This window comes from Gaetbulibacter sp. NE (genome assembly GCF_025548475.1).
In the GTDB taxonomy this organism is placed as follows: Bacteria; Bacteroidota; Bacteroidia; order Flavobacteriales; family Flavobacteriaceae; genus Gaetbulibacter_B; species Gaetbulibacter_B jejuensis.
Window position 1 is genome coordinate 152,486 of the sequence record NZ_JAOQHY010000008.1, and the last position, 20,683, is coordinate 173,168.

22 protein-coding genes are annotated in these 20,683 nt (G+C 32.7%); 8 read left to right on the plus strand and 14 right to left on the minus strand.

The window, feature by feature from the left end:
* Nucleotides 1-146 precede the first annotated feature (146 nt).
* From OD803_RS10955 to OD803_RS10970, 4 genes are all read right to left on the minus strand, one after another.
* Nucleotides 147-899 carry a T9SS type A sorting domain-containing protein gene (locus OD803_RS10955; protein WP_262733430.1) on the minus strand — a complete coding sequence of 251 codons (753 nt, stop codon included), beginning with the start codon at nt 897-899 and terminating at the stop codon, nt 147-149.
* A 197-nt stretch (nt 900-1,096) separates the two neighbouring features.
* Nucleotides 1,097-1,957, minus strand: coding sequence for an HAEPLYID family protein (locus OD803_RS10960; protein ID WP_262733431.1), 861 nt, complete (start codon nt 1,955-1,957; stop codon nt 1,097-1,099).
* 77 nt (nt 1,958-2,034) lie between these two features.
* Complete coding sequence (locus OD803_RS10965) at nt 2,035-2,421, minus strand: hypothetical protein (protein ID WP_262733432.1); 387 nt, start codon at nt 2,419-2,421, stop codon at nt 2,035-2,037.
* Between the two features lie 73 nt (nt 2,422-2,494).
* On the minus strand, nt 2,495-3,013 hold the full coding sequence (locus OD803_RS10970) for a lactoylglutathione lyase family protein (protein WP_262733433.1): 519 nt from the start codon (nt 3,011-3,013) through the stop codon (nt 2,495-2,497).
* Between the two features lie 157 nt (nt 3,014-3,170).
* Here OD803_RS10970 and OD803_RS10975 point away from each other — a divergent pair, with 157 nt between their 5' ends.
* Entirely contained in the window at nt 3,171-3,446 is a 276-nt protein-coding gene (locus OD803_RS10975; RefSeq protein ID WP_262733449.1) for a winged helix-turn-helix transcriptional regulator, read from the plus strand.
* A 78-nt stretch (nt 3,447-3,524) separates the two neighbouring features.
* Here the strand turns inward: OD803_RS10975 and OD803_RS10980 are convergent, their stop codons facing one another.
* The 10 genes from OD803_RS10980 to ytxJ form a co-directional block, all read right to left on the minus strand.
* A complete protein-coding gene (locus OD803_RS10980; protein ID WP_262733434.1) occupies nt 3,525-4,073 on the minus strand; it encodes a VOC family protein in 549 nt (182 codons plus the stop codon).
* 77 nt (nt 4,074-4,150) lie between these two features.
* Nucleotides 4,151-5,041 (minus strand): tetratricopeptide repeat protein, encoded by an 891-nt coding sequence (locus OD803_RS10985; protein ID WP_262733435.1) that lies wholly within the window; start codon nt 5,039-5,041, stop codon nt 4,151-4,153.
* A gap of 189 nt (nt 5,042-5,230) precedes the next feature.
* On the minus strand, nt 5,231-5,803 hold the full coding sequence (locus OD803_RS10990; protein ID WP_262733436.1) for a cupin domain-containing protein: 573 nt from the start codon (nt 5,801-5,803) through the stop codon (nt 5,231-5,233).
* Nucleotides 5,804-5,942: 139 nt separating this feature from the next.
* The gene (locus OD803_RS10995) at nt 5,943-6,743 is read right to left on the minus strand and encodes a sterol desaturase family protein (RefSeq protein WP_262733437.1); all 801 of its coding nucleotides are present in this window, start codon (nt 6,741-6,743) and stop codon (nt 5,943-5,945) included.
* A gap of 104 nt (nt 6,744-6,847) precedes the next feature.
* The gene (locus tag OD803_RS11000) at nt 6,848-7,768 is read right to left on the minus strand and encodes a hypothetical protein (RefSeq protein ID WP_262733438.1); all 921 of its coding nucleotides are present in this window, start codon (nt 7,766-7,768) and stop codon (nt 6,848-6,850) included.
* Nucleotides 7,769-8,030: 262 nt separating this feature from the next.
* Nucleotides 8,031-8,240, minus strand: coding sequence for a hypothetical protein (locus OD803_RS11005; RefSeq protein ID WP_262733439.1), 210 nt, complete (start codon nt 8,238-8,240; stop codon nt 8,031-8,033).
* Nucleotides 8,241-8,386: 146 nt separating this feature from the next.
* Complete coding sequence (locus OD803_RS11010) at nt 8,387-9,421, minus strand: serine hydrolase domain-containing protein (protein WP_262733440.1); 1,035 nt, start codon at nt 9,419-9,421, stop codon at nt 8,387-8,389.
* 282 nt (nt 9,422-9,703) lie between these two features.
* Nucleotides 9,704-10,267: a hypothetical protein gene (locus OD803_RS11015; RefSeq protein ID WP_262733441.1), complete on the minus strand. Its 564-nt coding sequence runs from the start codon at nt 10,265-10,267 to the stop codon at nt 9,704-9,706.
* A 242-nt stretch (nt 10,268-10,509) separates the two neighbouring features.
* Nucleotides 10,510-10,965: a hypothetical protein gene (locus tag OD803_RS11020; RefSeq protein ID WP_262733442.1), complete on the minus strand. Its 456-nt coding sequence runs from the start codon at nt 10,963-10,965 to the stop codon at nt 10,510-10,512.
* 198 nt (nt 10,966-11,163) lie between these two features.
* Nucleotides 11,164-11,550 (minus strand): bacillithiol system redox-active protein YtxJ, encoded by a 387-nt coding sequence (gene ytxJ / locus OD803_RS11025; protein ID WP_262733443.1) that lies wholly within the window; start codon nt 11,548-11,550, stop codon nt 11,164-11,166.
* Nucleotides 11,551-11,826: 276 nt separating this feature from the next.
* Between ytxJ and clpB the strand changes: the two genes are divergently transcribed.
* From clpB to OD803_RS11060, 7 genes are all read left to right on the plus strand, one after another.
* Entirely contained in the window at nt 11,827-14,436 is a 2,610-nt protein-coding gene (gene clpB / locus OD803_RS11030) for an ATP-dependent chaperone ClpB (protein ID WP_129760313.1), read from the plus strand.
* Between the two features lie 137 nt (nt 14,437-14,573).
* Nucleotides 14,574-15,440 (plus strand): TraB/GumN family protein, encoded by an 867-nt coding sequence (locus tag OD803_RS11035; RefSeq protein WP_262733444.1) that lies wholly within the window; start codon nt 14,574-14,576, stop codon nt 15,438-15,440.
* 244 nt (nt 15,441-15,684) lie between these two features.
* Nucleotides 15,685-16,347, plus strand: a complete 663-nt coding sequence (gene deoC / locus OD803_RS11040) for a deoxyribose-phosphate aldolase (protein WP_129760315.1) — start codon at nt 15,685-15,687, stop codon at nt 16,345-16,347.
* A gap of 90 nt (nt 16,348-16,437) precedes the next feature.
* Complete coding sequence (locus tag OD803_RS11045; protein WP_262733445.1) at nt 16,438-16,947, plus strand: histidine phosphatase family protein; 510 nt, start codon at nt 16,438-16,440, stop codon at nt 16,945-16,947.
* 48 nt (nt 16,948-16,995) lie between these two features.
* Nucleotides 16,996-17,454: an SsrA-binding protein SmpB gene (gene smpB / locus OD803_RS11050; protein WP_129760317.1), complete on the plus strand. Its 459-nt coding sequence runs from the start codon at nt 16,996-16,998 to the stop codon at nt 17,452-17,454.
* A 115-nt stretch (nt 17,455-17,569) separates the two neighbouring features.
* Nucleotides 17,570-20,035 (plus strand): DUF5686 and carboxypeptidase regulatory-like domain-containing protein, encoded by a 2,466-nt coding sequence (locus OD803_RS11055; RefSeq protein ID WP_262733446.1) that lies wholly within the window; start codon nt 17,570-17,572, stop codon nt 20,033-20,035.
* Nucleotides 20,036-20,048: 13 nt separating this feature from the next.
* Nucleotides 20,049-20,576, plus strand: coding sequence for a hypothetical protein (locus OD803_RS11060; RefSeq protein ID WP_262733447.1), 528 nt, complete (start codon nt 20,049-20,051; stop codon nt 20,574-20,576).
* Nucleotides 20,577-20,683 lie beyond the last annotated feature (107 nt).

Consider the following 20,683-nt stretch of genomic DNA (forward strand, 5'->3'; position numbering starts at 1 on the left):
TAACGTTACGTAATTTTCATAAAAAAACTCCCAAATTGGGAGTTTTCGTTTCGTTTAATGGTTTTGACTATGTACGTTGTAAAAATCCATAGGATTTCGCATATAAGGACAAACCCAACCATAGCTTATTTACAGTGTTAGCAGTATTATTCTTTTATAAACTTTACTGCGTTTCCAGTATTAAATTTTAAAAAATATGTTCCATCAGTAAGATTTTGAACATTGATTTTTTCATTGTCAGAAATTTTACCATGAGTGATTTCTGAACCTAATACATTATAAATACTATATGTTGCTTCATTTTTTAAGCCTGAAACTTTAATGTATTCGGACGTAGGGTTTGGTAATACTTTTATGTTATTGGAAACTTTAAACGTATCAAGACCTAATGTGTCATCTGAAATTGAAACTGAAAATTTGGCATCTGTTGAAGATAAACTAGCTCCATCACGAAAAGTATTACCTCCAGAATATTCATTAGTAAAATCAGCAATAATGCTCATACCTGTATCTATGGTAAATTCAAAAGTATACTGGTTGCCTTGAGTTATATTTACATTGCCAGTAACATTTATTCTAATAGGGTCGTTTACTTGACTAATGGTTATTTGAGGATAGGCTTGCGTATATATAGGTGTTCCACTAACCGAATTACCATTATATACTTTAAGCGTACCAGCTGATATTGTACCTGTTGTACCTGCAAGGAGTTGAACGTATTCTAAAGCTCCACTACACTCTGCAGTAAAGCCTTGACCTATAGACCAATTTGCAGTACTTTCCCAAGGGAATGCAAATTGAGGGTTATTACTTATAACACACTGTGCTGTTAAATTTTGTGATAAAAACGTGAAAGCTAGAATTAAGGTTGTTTTAATAAGTAGGTAATTTTTTTTCATTTGTAATTGTTTTTAATAGTTAATATTGGGGTTTAAAATGTTTGCTAAAATAAAAATATGGGTCGTTTTCATTATCCATACAAATCGCTGAGCGAAATTAATATTTTAAAATTTTATACACGTAATACCGTTACGTAATTTTCATAAAAAAACTCCCAAAATAGGGAGTTTTTATAGTGGTTTTTATTTGGTAGGTACTAATGCTGTTGGTGTCCTGGTTCCCAAATAAGCCTTAAAAACGAGCTTAACCGTTCGTTTTCTCTACTTACAGGAATTCCTGCTACTATACCTATCATAAGGTTATCAGCAATACCAACACGCATTTGCGGTCGCATAGTCATGTCAAAATCTTGCTTATCAAATGTTTTATTAAACTCAACACCTATAAAGTTTCTGGTTCCAGAAATCATATAATGAAAGCTCGTATTTACATCATAAGTGGTATGAATACTATTGGTATTAAAATGCTGTGCAATCATAGGTCCTGTGTATATTAATGAATGAAAATTGCTTCCCCAACGTTTAGCAACAACCAAAAACGGATTGTACACATTACCTGTTATAAAAGGTTGACCAAAATCTCTAAAACTTGAAAGTTCAAACTCATTAATATAGCCTAAAGCCATTGAGGTTGCCATACGTTCGTTAACAAAAAAAGACCATTGTGCTGCAATCTTTATACTGTTTAATTGATTGGACGGAAGCGTACCTCTTTGGGCTCCTGCTATTGGCGAATAGAATGTAAATGGCAGCTCTACTTCTAAACCTAAACGGTCTATTGGAGCCCATTCATATTCTATTAAGGCTTCATAAGTATCAAACTGTGAGTTATCGGTTAAGCCAAACCCTAAATTCCATTCTTTTTCGCCTTTTCTGGCGCCTAAGTCTCTAATTAAATCAATGTAAAGTGGCTCAGCATGTAATACCTTTGCTGGTGCTTTTTGGTCTTCGACATAAGTAAGGTATAAACTGTCTTTTGTAGCGTTGTTAAGTTGCGCAAAACTATAGGTATAAAATGCCATTACTGTAATGAACAGCATAAGTGTTTTATTATTCATTTTTAATTTGTTTTAAATGTATTATCAATTGCCTATGTACTTAAGCCATAGGTTATTTATGTATTTTAAAAAACAAATTAAATTTTGGGAGGCGGACTGTCTATTTCCTTAAAACCTTGTGTTAATTGAGCAGAATAGTTAGGATAACGGTTGTGTGTTTTGAGCAGTTGTAGTGTTGTAGTGTTATTGGTTTTTGCAGTGAACACCAAATAGTCAACCTTTACATCTTTTTTCTTATTGTGGTCCTCAGTATCATGGTCGTCATACTCTTGAATAGCATTTTCAAAACCTAAAACCTGCTCAACAATAATTTCTATAATACTCTCTTGGTCATTAAAAGTTAAGTCTTCTGGTATGTGCTCTGGGTTTGGGTCTGCAGTATCTACGCTTATATTAAGCATATACAAACCCATTAGTCCCCAAAGTACTTTAGTAAATTTGCTATGTCGTAGTAAGCGTATCACAGTTTTCAAAAATAACGCTCTTTTGGCTTATTTCTTATATACTCACACTTTTTTAATACGACGTTTTATTGTTTTATTGCTTATGTGCATAAGCACCAGACGAATAAGTCAACTCGTAACTGTGTGTATAAACTTCAAAAACAATCCCAAAAGGGTCTTCGACATAACACATTTTATACGGTTTATCGTTTGGATAGTACTCTCTAATTGGCATTCGTTGTTTTCCGCCAGCAGCTACTATTTTTTCAATTAAACCTTCAATATCAGGATCTTGAACACAAAAATGAAATAAACCAGTGTTAAACGGATTAAACTCTGGTGCTTCTTTTTTACCATGTGGAAAACTAAAGAGCTCCACTCCTATTCCATCAGATGTGGCTAAGTGAGCAATTTCAAAAGTGTCCCAATCGTTACCAAACACATCAATACACATTTGCCCAATGGCAGTATCGGTTTCTTTTTTAACTTCAGAAGGTGGCATAATGGTATACCAACCCATTACTTCAGAATAAAACTTTGTAGCTTTATGAATATCAGGTACTGTAATACCTATATGCGAAAATGATTTTGGATAATTTTTAATAGATGTCATAAACTTTATTTTTAATGGCAAAATTAATTTATATTTGCCTTATAGGCAATAACTTACCAAAAAGTAGTATAGTTACCAAAAGGAGTAAAATACTAATTATCAATATAATAAAATTTAAATTTTGAATAAAGAACTTCACTGCCCTTTGAATTACACCATGAATTTAATAGGCACAAAATGGAAACCTTTAATATTATTTCATTTGCTAGAAGGTGGATTACGCTCAGGCGTTTTGCAAAAGAAAATTCCTGGTATCTCTAATAAAATGTTTACCCAAACTGTGAAAGAGTTAGAGCACGATGGACTTATTACAAGAAAGGTATTTCCTGTAGTGCCTCCTAAAGTTGAGTATCGATTGAGTGAAAGAGGACAATCGTTAGAAACTATTTTAAGAGGATTAGATGAATGGGGTTTAGAGGATTGTAAAAAGTAGCTACAGTAAAAAAACACCCGAATTGGGTGTTTTAAGATGGGTTAGTTAAAAAGTGTCAACAAAAGATTACCCTCGTTTTTATTTTAAATTGAGTTGCCAAGACACACCAAACTGATCTTCGACAAATCCAAATTTCTGACTGAAACCGTAGTTGTTTAATGGCATCATCACTGTTCCGTTTTCTGATAGTTTTGTGAATAATTCTTCTAGTTCACTGTTATCCTTACACTCTACAAAATTAGAAACTGCTGGAGTAAATCCCCAATCGTGTATTGCAGGACTATCGCTACACATAAACTGTTTTCCGTTTAAACTAAATGTTGCATGCATTATTGTTCCTTCCTGTCCTGGAGCATCTTTTCCCCAACGTTTTATATCTTCAATTTTAGAATTATCAAACAAGGTTATGTAAAAGTTCATGGCTTGTTCGGCATCTCCTTTTTGAAAGGTTAAAAATGTAGCTATTTGGTTGGTTGTAGTTTTTATATTGTCTTTGTACAACTGCTTTATACTGTCTAGTTCAGTTTGCAACTGGCTTAACTCCTCTTGAGTTTTACTGGTTTTCTCATTGTTTGAGCAACTTAACGTTAGTGTAAATACTAAAAGTAACAGTGTAAATTTATTCATGATTACATTTTATCTTAAGCTAAAATAGAGCGTATAAAATTAGATACAAAACACAGAGCATATAAGTGTATTAACTTTTAAAACTTTATGTTGTGTTCTTTTATAAATTTTTCAGCACTATAATCCTCTTTATAATTTAAGGCTTGTAATATTTTTTTTGCTGTTTGGACATCTTTATTAAACCCTTCAATTCCAAGATACAAATACTTAGCATAGAGAAATTGAGCATACTCTTTACTTGAAGGGTCACTGCCTTTATCATTAACTGCAGCCACTAGATAATCGTTAGCTGTTTTTTGGTCTTTTACAACATCACCTTTTCCTTCTCTGTAAATAACACTAATTGATGTAAGTGCTTGGGAGCGTAAGTGACCTTTTACTTTAACATACCACTCGACAGCTTTAGAATATTTATGTTTGTTTCTAAAGGCATTTGCAAGTACAATTGCAGCTTCGTTATGACCTAACTGATGCGCTTTAGATAGATAATCTTGAAACTTTTGGAAATCTGGTTTAAAATTAAAATCTCTATGGAACCTACTGGTCGAATCATAAAGCAACCCTAAATACCAATTAGCATCGGCATTTCCTGAATTAGCAGCATATTTTACTAAGCCTAAGCTTATTTCACAATCATTACATTTTTCGGTTATAGGGTTATATACTGGCATATATCTCCCTTCACGCATTGCTTTATAAATAGGATAAAGCACATCAACTTCTTGCAAGGCTTTACGGTTATTATTTACACAATTTAACTTTTCCTTTTCTTTTGAAACAAATTGTAAATGAGACCATATTTCCTTAAAAGTTGTATCGTAATCTATAAGTCCTTTTTTGTTTTTTTCAAGAGTTTGATTTAATTTGTTTTGAAACCTTTGCTCACTACTACTTTGAGCAAAAAGTGAATTGTGAACACTAAATGAGCTTAGCAATATCGTTATAATAATTATTCTAATGTGTTTCATTGTTTTTATTTTAAATTACATTATTACAAGTAATTATATCTGTTTATAGTAACATAACGAAATTAATTTTTTTTAAGCATAAAATCAATTTGTAACTGTACTAACACAAAAACACCCATTTTGGATGTTTTTTTAATGTGTTTATTTTGTCTAATACCTCTCAACTATAGAGTGATAAAGGGACTAGATTTAAACAAATTTTAATTTATACTTTGCACAAATATCAGTAACCTTTTTCATGTCAGGAGGTCCACTAGGTAATTGCGATAATTCTGAAAACATATCCTCTAATCCAGCTGGAAAAATACTTAACATTGCCTTAGCTTTTTCGTCACCTACAACTCTCCAAGAATGTGGTACACCTTTAGGGCAAAAAATTAAATCGCCAGCTTGCAAAACAGTAGTGGTATTGTCTATGCTCATTTCAACCTTACCAGACAGTACTTGAAATACTTCATCTTCGTTTTCATGAACGTGAGGCGGAATTCCTACTCCAGGGTCATTGTTTTGTTCTATTAATGTAAATTGTCCATTAGTGTCTTTTCCTGTTAGCTTAATAGTTTGATTATCTCCCAAAACATTCAACTTATCACCATTATCATTAGTAACTATTTTAGGCTCTAAAGAAGGCTTTTCTTTAACCTCTAAAGATTCGCTTTCAGCCTCTTTTGTCGATTCTGTTTTACAAGCATTAAGCATAGGTATCATTGAAAATGCTCCAATACCAACTGCTGTAGACTTTAAAAATTTTTTACGGTTCATACTATTATATTGATTGGTTAGTGTCTCAAGACTATTTATTGTCTATGCTAAGCAATTTAACACTTAAAAACCACATAGTCAACACATCACAAATCAAAACCCATAAAACACCATTAGAATATCAGGTTAAAACGCGGTTTTATTTTCTTTTAATATTTATAAATGGACTTTTCATTAAATAGAGAAAGGACTGTTTTTTTTCTTCTTCAAATTCAATTAAGCCATAGTTCATTTGTGCAGTAGGAATTAGTTTAAACGTTCCAAAAATTCGGTCCCAAATGATAAAAATATCTGCAAAGTTTGAGTCTGTATAAAATTGTTCTTGGTGGTGATGCACTCTATGATGATCTGGCATCACAAAGATTAAGCCTAGTGTAGTATTTAACCATTTAGGGTAATTTAAATTTGAATGTTCTAAAAAGAAGAAAATGTAAACTATAAAGTAGTAAAAAGCCAATGCTGTTACATCTAATCCAAAAATTCCTGCTGCTACAATATTACCGCCTTGGTAAATAATTGCGAGCTCAATAGGATGAAACCTAAATGTTGTTGAAGAGTCCATAGTTGTATCACTGTGGTGCACTCTATGCAATCGCCATAAAAGAGGAACTTTGTGCGACGCTCTATGTAACCAATATGTCGCAAAATCAAAAAGCATTACACTTAAAATTAGTTTTATCCAAAACGGTATATCAAATAAAAAGAGAAGTCCTATTTCATGAGCGTTAAGCCACTCAATACAATAGACTAAAATTGAAATGAAAAATAAGTTAATTGCAAAAAATACTATTTGAAAAAGAATATTTTGTAATAAATGGGTTCCGCGTTTTTTGAAAGAAAAAGGATTGTCTAACAGCTGTTCGAGCGTAAAGAAAAAAGCCAACAAACCGATTATTATATAGTTGGGATCAACGTTTAAAATTGCATCTAAAATTTCCATTATCATTAGGTTTTATTAGCTTATAACTGGCGTTTTTAGTACATGCTACAGCTTGCTTTCAATTTTAACTTTATTATATTTTAAAACCAGTTTAGAACAGTTGATTACTTATACATCCAGTTTGTTAAAATATCTGCTATTTCCTTTCCGACTTCAGCCGTTAAGCGCCTTAATAATTCTGAGTCAGTCAGTAATTCAGTTTTGCTTAAATCTGTACGAATTAAAAAATCATGTAAGCGTATTAAAATATCACTACCTTTTGAATCAATTATTGACCTTGCTGCTTTATAAAGTTGCATTTGATACCACTCATAATTTTGAGGCGTGAGTTTTTGAACATATTTCTCTTCGAAATCTTTCAAAGTTTTATATTCAGCCATTCTATCACCAGACTGCAAAACAAATTCTGGATAGGTATTCATTAAGTCAAATAAAGAATTTTGTTGTTCATTTATAAATGAATACATACTCATTGTAGCAAACAGTTCTTGCAACCACTTTCTTTGCGGCTTAGTGCCTTCTTTAAAATGATAAAGGTGAGCCAACTCGTGTATTGCTAAAGTTTCTCGATAAAATAGATCCAAATTAATAGTTTCACCATAAACTGGTTTTAATGTAGCCCAATACTGTTTAGGCAATTGAGTAATCATTTTTTCAACTTCTTGTGAAACTATTGACTTATCAAGTCCTAGTATTATATTTCCTTTTCCTGCTTGTGGCAATCCTGGTGGAGGAAAATATGCATGTTTATTCCACTTTTTATTTTCTATAAACAGAACAGCAAAATCTAATTCGGTTTGAAAAATTTTATCAAAATACAGCTTTGCGTTGTTTAAATGACTTAAAGTCTCTGTTGTAGTATTAATGGAATCATCAGAAACTAAAGTTTTAAAAGAATATTTAGTTTGCAACTCTATTAACCCATCATGAATAGAAGTATCAATCCACGATTCTTGGGCTTGTAATTGAGTTGTTACACAACATATTAAAACTACTGTCCAAATGAATAAGATGGGTGTTCTCATGATTTCGTTTTAGATATTAAACATTAAGATTACAATTGATTTAAACTATAAATTTAACACTACACTACTTAGATTACCGAACGAATTTAACACTTAAAAACCACATAATCAACACATCACAAAATAACACTAATAAAAAAACACCCAAAATGGGTGTTTTTCAGGTTGGTTAAAAAAAGCGTCAACGAAACATTTATAGCATAGGCTACAAATAGTATTTTAATGTCTTAAGGTTTTTAATTAAAATTTTTAGTTGCTTTCATTAATCAAAATTTGGTGAACAACCTAATACATCTGAATAAGGTTCAATATATTTCCAAAATGCTTTTCCTGCACTATTATAATAATTAGAAGAATAATTAAACTTGGTATTAGAGCCCACTTTATAAATATATTCAGAACAATTGTATGAATACTCATTAGGTTTAAATACACATAATATAAAGAATAAACCTAAAATGAGTTTTTTCATTATTTTTAAATTATTCGATTTACACATCTAGAATAGAACAATATACATACTCTCCAAATACCAAACAATACGTAACGTTACGTAGTTGAACCAAAAAAACACCCAACTTGGGTGTTTTCACTAATTGTTTTAATGCTTATCTAACTCTATTCTGTTTTGTCTTTGCTTATTATTTTTTTAATTCTGCTGTTCACTATTTCCGATAAGTTCCAATTGTAGAGTTTTGGATCGGTTGTGCTGTAAAACTGTACTACCACAGCATCAATATCTTTGTAATATTTTGCAAAACTTTGATATCCTGGAACCCAACCAGAGTGTTCGTATTCATATATAGAACTATAAATGTCCTGTTCGCCTTCTATAAATAGTGAACCATCATTCAATGCTCTTAAAAATGTACCTACATCTTCTGCAGTGGCTACCATACCACGTTCGTCCTCTTTTAAATCATAAGGATACCCAACATGATAACCACTCATTACATCGTCAATATTGACTTCGCTTAACGAACCAAACGTATTGTTAAGTTTTAATGGCACTAAGATTTCCTCTTTTATAAATTGATAGTTTGGGTACCCTAAAGCATCGTCCATAATCTTATTAATTAACAAATAATTGGTGTTGCAATACTCATAGTCCTCACCTGGTTTAAAATTGGCTGGTGTATCCAATATCAACGCAAGACTTTCTTCATAGCTAGTTGCTGGATTTCCCCAAAAGTTTGGCGCATCAGTAAAATTAGGAATCCCACTTCGATGCTGAATCATTAATCGTAAAGTTATTTTATCGGCATTTTCAATTCGTCCTACAAGTTCTGGTAGGTAATCTGCAATGGTTTTATCTAATGAAAGCCTACCATCGTTGACCAACTTAGTAACAGCAACAGCATCGTACAACTTGCTAATACTGGCAATTTTAAAAAGTGCATTGGGTTTAGCTGGTATTTTAGTATCTCTATTGTGCCAACCAGAAGCAAAATACTGAGGTGGCTTGTTGGCTTGGTCTACATACACAACCATTCCGTCAAACCCATGACCTATGGCTTCGTCTAGCTGTTCTTGAACCGTATTTGGTAATGGAAGTATCCAAGCTTTTACCAATAACCATGGTACAAAAAACAATGAGGTTACAGTCCCAACAAGTAAAATGACCCTTAGTATTATGGTTTTCTTTTTGCTCATAGTAGTATGTGTTAGTGTTAGTTATTTACACTTGCAAAACTCTATTACTTTGGTAAGAATTAAAATTTATAATTCCTGAATTGTTAAATGGTTTTGATGAAATGTCATAAACCCAATATATTTTGTTGCTTACTTATCAACAAACCGAAACGAATTTAACTTTTATAAACCACAAAATCAACACATCGCAACATAGCATCAATAAAAAACACCCTTGTTGGATGTGTTTTGGTTAACAGTCTCATATAACCACATACAGTTACACATTTTTGTAACTAATTTTTATCTCATCCATCCTTCTACTATATAATTTCGCTCTGTTATTTTGTAATCCTTACTACCATTTAGAGGTTCGAACCATAATTCAATTCTCGCTCCATATTTATCTCCCCAAGAACCTTCATAAATCATGATTTCACCAGAATATAATTTAGATTCGAGATTTTCTACATTGACTTTAGACTTAATTTTCATTCTATCTGCTGAAAGGTGGTCATTAGAAGTCACTTCAAATGCTTTTATGTAAAAGTTTCCTTTTTCAGTCGGTTTATAATTTGTAAAGTAAATATAAATTCCTGGTTGAAAAGATGAAGCCAAAACCAAATCAAATTTCCCAAAGTCATTTTCAGTTGGTTCTTTTTCTAAGGGTTCATAAATCTCAATGTCTTTTGGAATTTCTTTGTTTACTCCGTAGTAGTCTGGTGGAGAAAAAGTAAAAATGATTGATACAAAAACAAATAAAAATCCTGAAATCAGTATTTGTGGGATTAAGAAGTACCACTTTTTAATAACTATTTGAACAATTGCTGATACTATATTTCCTATAATATTTAGAAAAAATAACATCAGAGAAAAATTAATTATTGAGTCGCTTTTCAAAACTTCTCCAAGTTGAAATGCCATCAAAGGAATCAAATACAACAAAATTGGAATCCACCAAACTTTGAAGTATTTAAAAAAGATGTTTTTGACTTTCCCTAAGCTCATTTTAATTCAGGACGATAATTTTTTTTAGGCGAGAACAAGCAATTACTTATAGCTTTTTTTAATAAACGTTATTTATTCTTTTGGTATTGCTTAATTAGATTCTAACGCTTTTGGTCAACCATTTTCCAATAAACTTCATAAAAATCTTTCTTTTCTGGATTGTGGTGTTTTATCAACTCTCCAAAGAGATTAGTTATTGCGATTTTTTCTTCAGTTTGTTCCGTCAAAACGTCTCTTTCTTTTTCATCTAATATCATAACAGATGCGTAAATATGTTTCCATTCCTCTAGTCCGTTTGTAAAAACTGTATATTTTTTTCCGTTTGACAAAAGGTCTATATTATTCCACATTAGTATTGGGTGATTTCTGTTACTCGGAAAAATTTCCTTATCCCATTTCCCAAATTTATCATACATCACTTTATGAGTGTAAAAAGCAGAATATACACACTCATATCTAATTTCATTAATTTCTGTAGTGTCTATACCATTTACAGCAACATATTTTTCATTCAAAATTTCCGTATACTTATTCTTGTAAATTTCTGGACATTTCACTTCCCTAATTGCCGTTTTAGATGAAGAACAACTAAAAAAAATAGAAAGCATGATTGTTATATATATACCTTTCATAGACTTGGTTCTAATATTTGCTAACTCTTTAAAATATATAAATTGCTTTTTATAACCCATATCGAGAGTTAAACGAAGTTAGCATTTAAAAATTAAAAATCTATACGTAACGTTACGTAGTTTTTAAGTAAGAGTATTCAAATCTAAATCGTTAATAGCACCATGCGAAGCAGCAGTAACCACTACTCCATTTTTTACCACTAGCAATTGTGGAGATTCATGAAATACACCAAAACGTTGCGCTATGGCATTGGAGATGTCTCGATAGGTCAATAAATCTAAATAGTACAAATCTACATTATCACTACTAAAAGGATATTGTGCTTCAAACTGTCGCATAACCATTCGGCTAATACCACAACGTGTAGAGTGCTTAAAAATAAGTTGTGGTTTGGTTTTAGACTTTTCTTCTATAAAATCTAATTGTTGTATATCGTCTAAAAATATCCAAGGCAATACCTTTTCATCTTTAGGTTCTGAAGAGCCAAATATGTTTTTTAAAAATCCCATAGCATTTGTTTTTTTTCATTCCGTCTCGATGCGGAATTCATACCTTATACTACTAAGTCGTTCAAAAATTAAAATCTTACAAACTGACTAAAAGTCACGCTACAACTAGCATAAAACGACATTTTGTCGCTCAAAACGTATTGGTAAGATTATTGAAAATAAATTTTAAAAACGAAATAACATTGTCTGGTCGAGCGCAGTCGAGACCTCTTTTTTAAACACATAAAATCAACAACCTCTCGACTGCGCTCGAGGAGACAAAATTAAATAAACAATATGAACTTTAATAATTATACAATAAAATCACAAGAAGCGATACAGCAAGCACAACAGCTTGCCCAAAGCTTACAACATCAACAAATAGAAAATGAGCATATTTTTAAAGCCATTACGCTTGTTGATGAAAACGTATTACCATTTATCTTAAAAAAGCTAAATGTCAACGTTCAGACCCTACAACAGGTTTTAGATAAGCAATTGGAAAGTTTACCTAAAGTATCTGGTGGTGACATTATGCTTTCTCGCGAAGCTGGAAAAAGCCTTAACGAAGCGGCAATTATTGCTAAAAAAATGAATGACGACTATGTGTCTGTTGAGCATCTTATTCTTGCTGTCTTTAAGTCAAACAGTAAGATTGCACAAATGCTAAAGGACCAAGGCGTTACTGAAAAAGACCTTGTAAAAGCCATTGATGAGCTACGTCAAGGTGATCGAGTAACCTCTCAAAGTCAAGAAGACACTTACAACTCGTTAAACAAATACGCTAAAAACCTAAACCAATTAGCTAAAGACGGAAAATTGGATCCTGTTATTGGTCGTGATGAAGAAATACGTAGAATTCTTCAAATTTTATCACGTCGCACCAAAAACAACCCAATTCTTGTTGGTGAACCAGGAACTGGTAAAACTGCTATTGCTGAAGGTTTAGCACATAGAATTGTAGATGGTGACATCCCAGAAAACCTTGTTGACAAACAAATATTTGCCTTGGATATGGGAGCACTAATTGCTGGTGCTAAATACAAAGGTGAGTTTGAAGAGCGATTAAAAGCGGTTGTAAAAGAAGTAACTACAAGCGAAGGCGACATTGTCCTTTTTATTGACGAAATTCACACACTTGTTGGTGCTGGAAAAGGCGAAGGCGCTATGGATGCAGCAAATATTCTTAAACCTGCGTTAGCGCGTGGCGAGTTACGTGCTATTGGTGCTACAACGTTAGACGAATACCAAAAGTATTTTGAAAAAGACAAAGCTCTTGAAAGACGTTTTCAAAAAGTTATGGTTGATGAACCTGATACTGAAAGTGCTATTTCAATACTTCGTGGTATTAAAGAAAAGTACGAAACACATCACAAAGTACGTATTAAAGACGAAGCGATTATTGGTGCTGTAGAACTTTCAGAGCGTTATATCACCAACCGTTTTCTTCCAGATAAAGCTATTGACCTAATGGATGAAGCTGCGTCTAAACTACGTATGGAAATCAATTCAAAACCAGAAGAACTGGATGTTTTAGACAGAAAAATCATGCAGTTGGAAATTGAGATTGAAGCCATAAAACGTGAGAAAGACGAAGCAAAATTAAAGTCTTTACGTTCAGATTTAGCAAACCTAAAAGAAGAACGTAACGAAATTTACGCTAAGTGGAAAAGCGAAAAAGAAGTGGTTGACAATATTCAAAATACCAAACAAGCTATTGAAAACTACAAGCTAGAAGCTGAACGTGCCGAACGCGAAGGCGATTATGGTAAAGTAGCTGAAATTCGCTACGGAAAAATTAAGGAAGCCCAAGAATCGTTAGATAAACTTCAAAAAGAACTTCAAGAGAATCAATCTGGAAACTCGTTGATTAAAGAAGAAGTCACTTATGATGATATTGCCGAAGTGGTTGCAAAATGGACAGGAATTCCTGTTACCAAAATGCTACAAAGCGAACGTGAAAAACTACTAAAACTTGAAGACGAATTACACAAGCGCGTGGTTGGACAAGAAGAAGCTATTGCTGCTGTAAGTGATGCTGTAAGACGTAGTCGTGCAGGTTTACAAAATCCGCAAAAACCTATCGGAACCTTCTTGTTTTTAGGAACCACAGGTGTTGGTAAAACCGAATTGGCAAAAGCCTTGGCAGAATATCTGTTTGATGATGAAAACGCTATGACCAGAATTGATATGAGTGAATATCAAGAACGTCACGCAGTAAGCAGATTGGTTGGTGCACCTCCAGGATATGTAGGTTATGACGAAGGTGGACAATTGACCGAAGCCGTAAGACGCAAACCGTATTCGGTAGTATTATTGGATGAAATTGAAAAAGCGCATCCAGACACCTTCAACATCTTGTTACAAGTACTTGACGAAGGACACCTAACAGACAACAAAGGACGTTTGGCAGATTTTAAAAATACGATAATCATTATGACTTCAAATATGGGAAGTCATGTGATACAAGAGCGTTTTGAAGCTACAAAAGATATTGATGCTGCTATGGAAGCTGCAAAAGTAGATGTATTAGCCTTATTAAAACAATCGGTAAGACCAGAATTTTTAAACCGTATTGATGATACTATTATGTTTACGCCTTTAAGCAAGGAAAACATTACAGCTATTGTTGGTTTACAACTAAAAGGTATCACTAAAATGATTGCAAAACAAGGCATCACTTTTGACGCAACACCTGAAGCTGTTGAGTATTTAGCTGAAAAAGGTTATAATCCAGAATATGGTGCACGACCTGTAAAACGTGTGATACAAAAAGAAGTATTAAACGAGTTAAGTAAAGAAATACTATCTGGAAAAGTATCTACAGACAGTATTATTTTACTAGATGCTTTTGATGATAAATTAGTATTTAGAAATCAAGGCGATTTAGTTTCAGAAGAATACTAAACACTGTAACAAATGTAGTTTTAAAACGTCTTTATATTGGTTGGTTAGTGAAAGCAGCACAAGTCTTTGATTAGAGGAGTGTTGCTTTTTTTTGTAACATTTTTAAGCATCTATACACTAATTAAAAAAACACAATTATGAGACACTTTACTTTTCTTTTACTGTTTGCAGTTAGTTTATTTTCAACAACTAGTACTGCTCAAAACCTTGAAAAATCTTTACTTTGGGAAATTTCTGGAAACGGATTAGAACAACCTTCTTATCTATATGGAACCATTCACATGACCTGTGATGCTTCTTTAGATGCTAATATCAAAAAAGCCTTAGACGACACATCACTCCTAGTTTTAGAAATAGATATGGACGACCCTTCTATGGCAATGAAAATGGCAAACGATATATATATGAAAGATGGTAAAACCCTCAAGGATTTAGTGAGTGCTGAAGACTACACAATTCTTAGTGACTTTTTAAAAACACAAACAGGAATGCCTGCTGAAATGATTGGTAACATCAAACCGTTTTTTATTACAGCTATGATGTATCCAAAACTTTTAGACTGTGCAACTGTACAATCGTTTGAAAACGAACTTATGAAAATAGCTCACGAACAAGAAGAAGAAGTTTTGGGTCTAGAAACTGTAGAAGAACAAATGGCAGTTTTTGATCAAATTCCTTATAAAGACCAAGCACAGGACTTATTACGATCAGCTAAAGACAATATGAGTTTTGATAAAGCTGCTTTTCAAAAAATGATGGCGCTTTATGTTGAAAAAGATATTGAAGGGCTTGCTAAACTTATGGAAGAAGATGTTAATCTTACCAATACTAAGCACAAAGATGTCATTTTAGACAACAGAAACAAAAACTGGATTGCTAAAATAGAAGACTTCGCTAAACAGCAACCTACTTTTTTTGGTGTTGGTGCAGGACATTTACCTGGAGAAAATGGAGTGATAAAATTATTACAGGAAAAAGGCTACACAGTAAAACCTATAATGTAAAAAAAACAACATTCTCATTATCAATACAAAACCTCTTTTATAGAGGTTTTTTTATTGAAAACATTAGGAAACTTTAACGTCAACACAATAAAACTTTAGGTTTTTGCATTAAAATATATAAGATTATTTTACTAAATTTGAATTGCTATTAGTCCTCAATTTACATAAACTGTATTATTAACCTTTACTCACAGGTTCCCTCATGATTATGAAGAACTGTGAATAATACTATTAACCTACATCCATGAAGATCAATAAATATATTGACCACACTTTATTAAAATCCGATACCACAGAAAGGGATATTATCGACTTATGCAATGAAGCCAAGGAGCATCAGTTTTATTCTGTATGTATTAATAGCAGCTATGTAGCATTAGCAAAACAATTACTAGAACGAAGCAGTGTAAAGATTTGCTCTGTTATTGGGTTTCCTCTTGGAGCAATGAGTACCGAAGCTAAAGTATTTGAAGCTAAAGACGCGATTGAAAAAGGAGCTGATGAAATTGATATGGTAATTAATATTGGTTACCTAAAAAGCAAAAACTATGTTGCGGTATTTAAAGACATAAGCGATGTTAAACTTGCTATCGGAAGAACACCTTTAAAAGTAATTATAGAAATTAGCGAACTTTCAAAAAATGAGATTATTAAAGCCAGTGAAATTTGCTTAGATGCTAAAGTAGATTTTATTAAAACCTCTTCTGGTTTTACAAAAAGTGGAGCTACACTTACTGCTGTAAAAATAATAAAAAAGACTGTGCGCGATAATGCTAAAATTAAAGCCTCTGGTGGTATTAGAGATTACGAAACTGCAAAAAAATATATTGATGTAGGTGCTGATAGAATTGGCACATCCGCTGGAGTTGATATTATTAATGGCTCCTTAGCAACTGCCAACTACTAGCAGCTACAAATCAAAACTTTAACATATATTTATTATAGCGAATGATGATTACCCTCTATTTTTGGTAATCATCATTTGTTTTTATTTAGTATGAAATATGTTTTACTCCTAGTATTCACTTTTGGTTTAATACCAATGGTAAATGCTCAAGATTCTTCCCCTTCTGAAATTACAACCTACTATTTTATAAGACATGCAGAAAAAGACACTAGCGACTCTAGTAATAGAAATCCGCATTTAACCAAAGAAGGACAATCAAGAGCTGTAAAATGGAGTACTGTACTATCCAATATCAAATTAGATGCAGTATACTCTACCAACTACCATAGAACAATAGAAACCGCACAACCCTCTGCTTCAAAAAACAATTTGGAAATCACAACCTACGATCCTTTTAAAATGGATAAAAAAGCTTTTATCGAAAACACCAAAGGCAAAACCGTATTGGTTGTAGGACACAGCAATACAACACCTATGTTTGCAAACACAATTATTGGTGAAGAGGTTTACAAGCAACTAGATGAAAGCAATTACACATCATTATTCATTGTAACGGTTACAAATGGTGTTGCTTCCCATCAATTATTAACCATAGAGTAAGCTTAGTTTCTTTTGGTAAATGCAAAAAAAGCGTAGCTTTGTGCTCCTATGCAAAAACCAGTAAACATAAAAAACAAAAGAGCCAAGTTTGAGTATGAAATTCTTGATACTTACACTGCTGGTATTGTATTAACTGGTACCGAAATAAAATCTATTAGAGATAGTAAAGCGTCAATTGCAGAAAGCTTTTGCGAATTTAATGACAAAGGCGAGCTTTTTGTTATTAACATGACCATACAAGAGTATGTGTATGGCAACTACTACAACCATAAACCTAAGGCTGAACGCAAATTATTACTCAACAAAAGAGAGCTTAAAAAACTAGAACGCGAAGTAAATGTAAAAGGAAACACTATTGTTCCTTTGCGAGTATTTATTACCGAAAAAGGCTTAGCTAAAGTAGAAATTGCTTTAGGAAAAGGTAAAAAACTATACGACAAACGCGATACGATTAAAGACAGGGACAATAAGAGAAATCTTGATAGAATTAAGAAAATTTATAAGTAATTTAGGATAGTTTAACAATTACAGCTAAAAATTATAGCTATGTTTGGTGTTCTTAAGGCAACCTTTTTATAAAAAAGTGCGTCTATTATTATAGAAACCATCAATCAACAACCTAATGAAACAAAAATTACTTCTTGCTCTTTGCTTTTTTACCGCTTACATCTCATTCGCTCAAATACAAGGTACAGTTACCGATAAAAACAACAAAGCGCTACCTTTTGTAAACATTTACATTGAAAACACTTACACAGGAACCACCAGCAATACTGAAGGTTACTATGAGCTAAACCTGACCAAAACAGGAACTCATACTGTTGTTTTTCAGTTTTTAGGCTATAAAACTTTAAAAAAGAAGGTTGACATCAGCAGTTTTCCATACACTTTAGATGCAGTACTAATTGATGAGGAAATAACACTTAACGAAGTGGTTATTAATTCCGAAGAAAATCCTGCCAATAAAATTATTAGGCAAGCAATTGCTAAGCGAAAAGAAAATCTTGAAAAAATCCAAAGCTACAAAGCCGATTTTTACTCACGAGGTTTAATTAGAATTAAAAACGCTCCTGAAAAAATACTAGGACAGGAAATTGGTGATCTTGGTGGTGGACTCGATTCTACAAGAAGTGGTGTTATTTACCTTTCAGAAACGGTTTCAAAACTAGAATTTTTAAGACCTAACAGGTTAAAAGAAAAAATAATAGCTTCAAAAGTTAGTGGAGACGACAATGGTTTTAGCTTTAACAATGCTATTGATGTAGATTTTGAAATTTATGATAACACTATTGAGCTTGGTAATCAAATTGTATCTCCTATTGCCAACAACGCTTTTGGGTACTACAATTACAAGCTAGAAGGTGTGTTTTATGATGACAAAGGTAATCTCATTAATAAAATTAAAGCGACACCAAAACGAGACAACGACCCAGTGTTTTCAGGGTTTATCTATATTGTTGAAGACCAATGGACCGTTTATGGTATTGAATTAGATATTACAGGTATTCAGGCAAAAATTCCTGCTGCTGACAAAATAACCATCACTCAAAACTACTCCTACTCTCAAAACTATGCTATTTGGGCAAAAATTTCTCAGGTTATTGATTTTCAATATGGCTTATTTGGGATAAAAGGAGATGGTCGTTTTACTGCGGTTTACAGCAATTATAGTTTTAATACGGATTTAACCCAAAAAGATTTTGGCAGAGAAATAGTCTCTTTTGAAGACGAAGCTAATAAAAAAGATTCTACCTATTGGAAAACACTAAGACCTGTTCCACTTACTGACGAAGAAGTTTTAGACTATCAAAAGAAAGACAGCATTCAAGTGGTTAGAGACTCCAAAACCTACAAAGACTCAGTAGATGCTGTAAATAATAAGTTTAAATTAGGCGATATTCTTTCAGGTTACAATTACTCAAACACTTATGAAAACTGGAGTGCTGGTATCACTTCGCCAATATCAAAAATAAGTTTTAACACTGTTCAAGGTTGGAATGCAAATGTTGGTGGTTATTTCAGAAAAAACTATGATGACTATAAAAGATATTTAAGCATAAACGGAAATCTAAACTATGGTTTTAGTGACGACAGATTAAGAGGAACGCTTAGCGCAACTTATAAGTTTAATGATGTTAGCAGACCATTTTTATCGGTTTCTGGAGGTGTTGTTGTACAGCAATTCAATTCTAGCGAACCTATTTCTAATCTGCTCAATTCAGCATATTCGCTATTAGCAGAAAAGAATTACATGAAACTGTATGACTTAAGCTATGTTAATGTAGCCTTTTCTGACGAAGTTTTTAATGGACTAAGACTTAACGCAAGCCTAAGCTACCAAAGACGAAAAGCATTGTTTAACACCACAGACCAAGCTTGGTCTCCGCAAGATGATAGAGATTACACTAGTAATAACCCAATAGATCCAACAGCTTATGGCGTTGCTCCTTTTGAAACTCACAACATTATAAAAGCGAGTCTTGATGCAAGAATAAACTTTGACCAAGACTACTTAAGTTATCCTGATAGTAAATACAATATCCCAAACAGAAAGTTCCCAACGCTTTACTTAGGGTATGAAAAAGGGTTTTCGGCTTCAGTAGATGATTACAATTTTGACCAAGTCAAAGCAAGACTTACCCAAAGCTTTAATATTGCTGATAAAGGCCTATTTCAATACAACATAAAAGCAGGTAAATTCTTTAATGCTGATGATATTGCGTTTATGGATTACCAACACTTTAATGGTAACCAAACCCATATTGGACAAGGTTCTTATTTAAATGTTTTTAATAATTTACCTTACTATACTGCAAGTACAAACGACTCGTACTTAGAAATGCATGCTGAACACGATTTTAATGGGTTTATCCTTGGAAAGATTCCGTTATTAAACAAGCTTAATTTCAATTTAATAATTGGTGCACACAACCTTGCAACACCAGACAACAAACCTTATCAAGAATATACCATTGGTATAGACAATATTGGTTTTGGGAAGTTTAGATTTTTACGACTGGATTATTTACGTTCCTACCAAAGCGGATTTCAAAGTGATGCCATTTTGTTTGGTCTCAAGTTTTTTTAATTACTTTTGAAGTATGAATAAATTTTGCACCATTTTGTTTGTGTTAATAGCGTTTTCAACACAAGCACAAGACATCGCTACAGTTCCTGATTATACTCAAAATGTGAAATCGCTAGACTCTATTGTTACGACCTTATACAAGGTTATTTCAGGAGAAAAAGAAGAAGAGCGCAATTGGGATCTTTTTAAATATTTATTTAAACCTGAAGCTAAACTTATAGCGTCTACAAAGCCTAAAGACAGTATTTACAGAGTACGCTATATGTCGCCTCAAGACTATATAAAGTCATCTGCAAAATGGTTGGTTGAAAATGGTTTTATTGAAAAAGAAATTCATAGAAAAACCGAAACCTTTGGCAACATTACTCATGTTTTCAGCACTTATGAAGCCTATCATAGCAAGTTAGACAGTAAACCGTTTATGAGAGGTATTAATAGTATACAATTGCTTTACGACGGAAAACGTTGGTGGATTATTAATTTATATTGGGCAAAAGAAACTGCTAAAAATCCTATACCTAGTATGTATTTACCAGATTAATGTTTTTTGATGGTCTAATCGTTTAAAAACTAACGGTCTCCTTTACTTTGATATTATTAAATTTAACAAGAGTAGAGAGGAGAACTCGAACGGTCTTTAGGTAATAC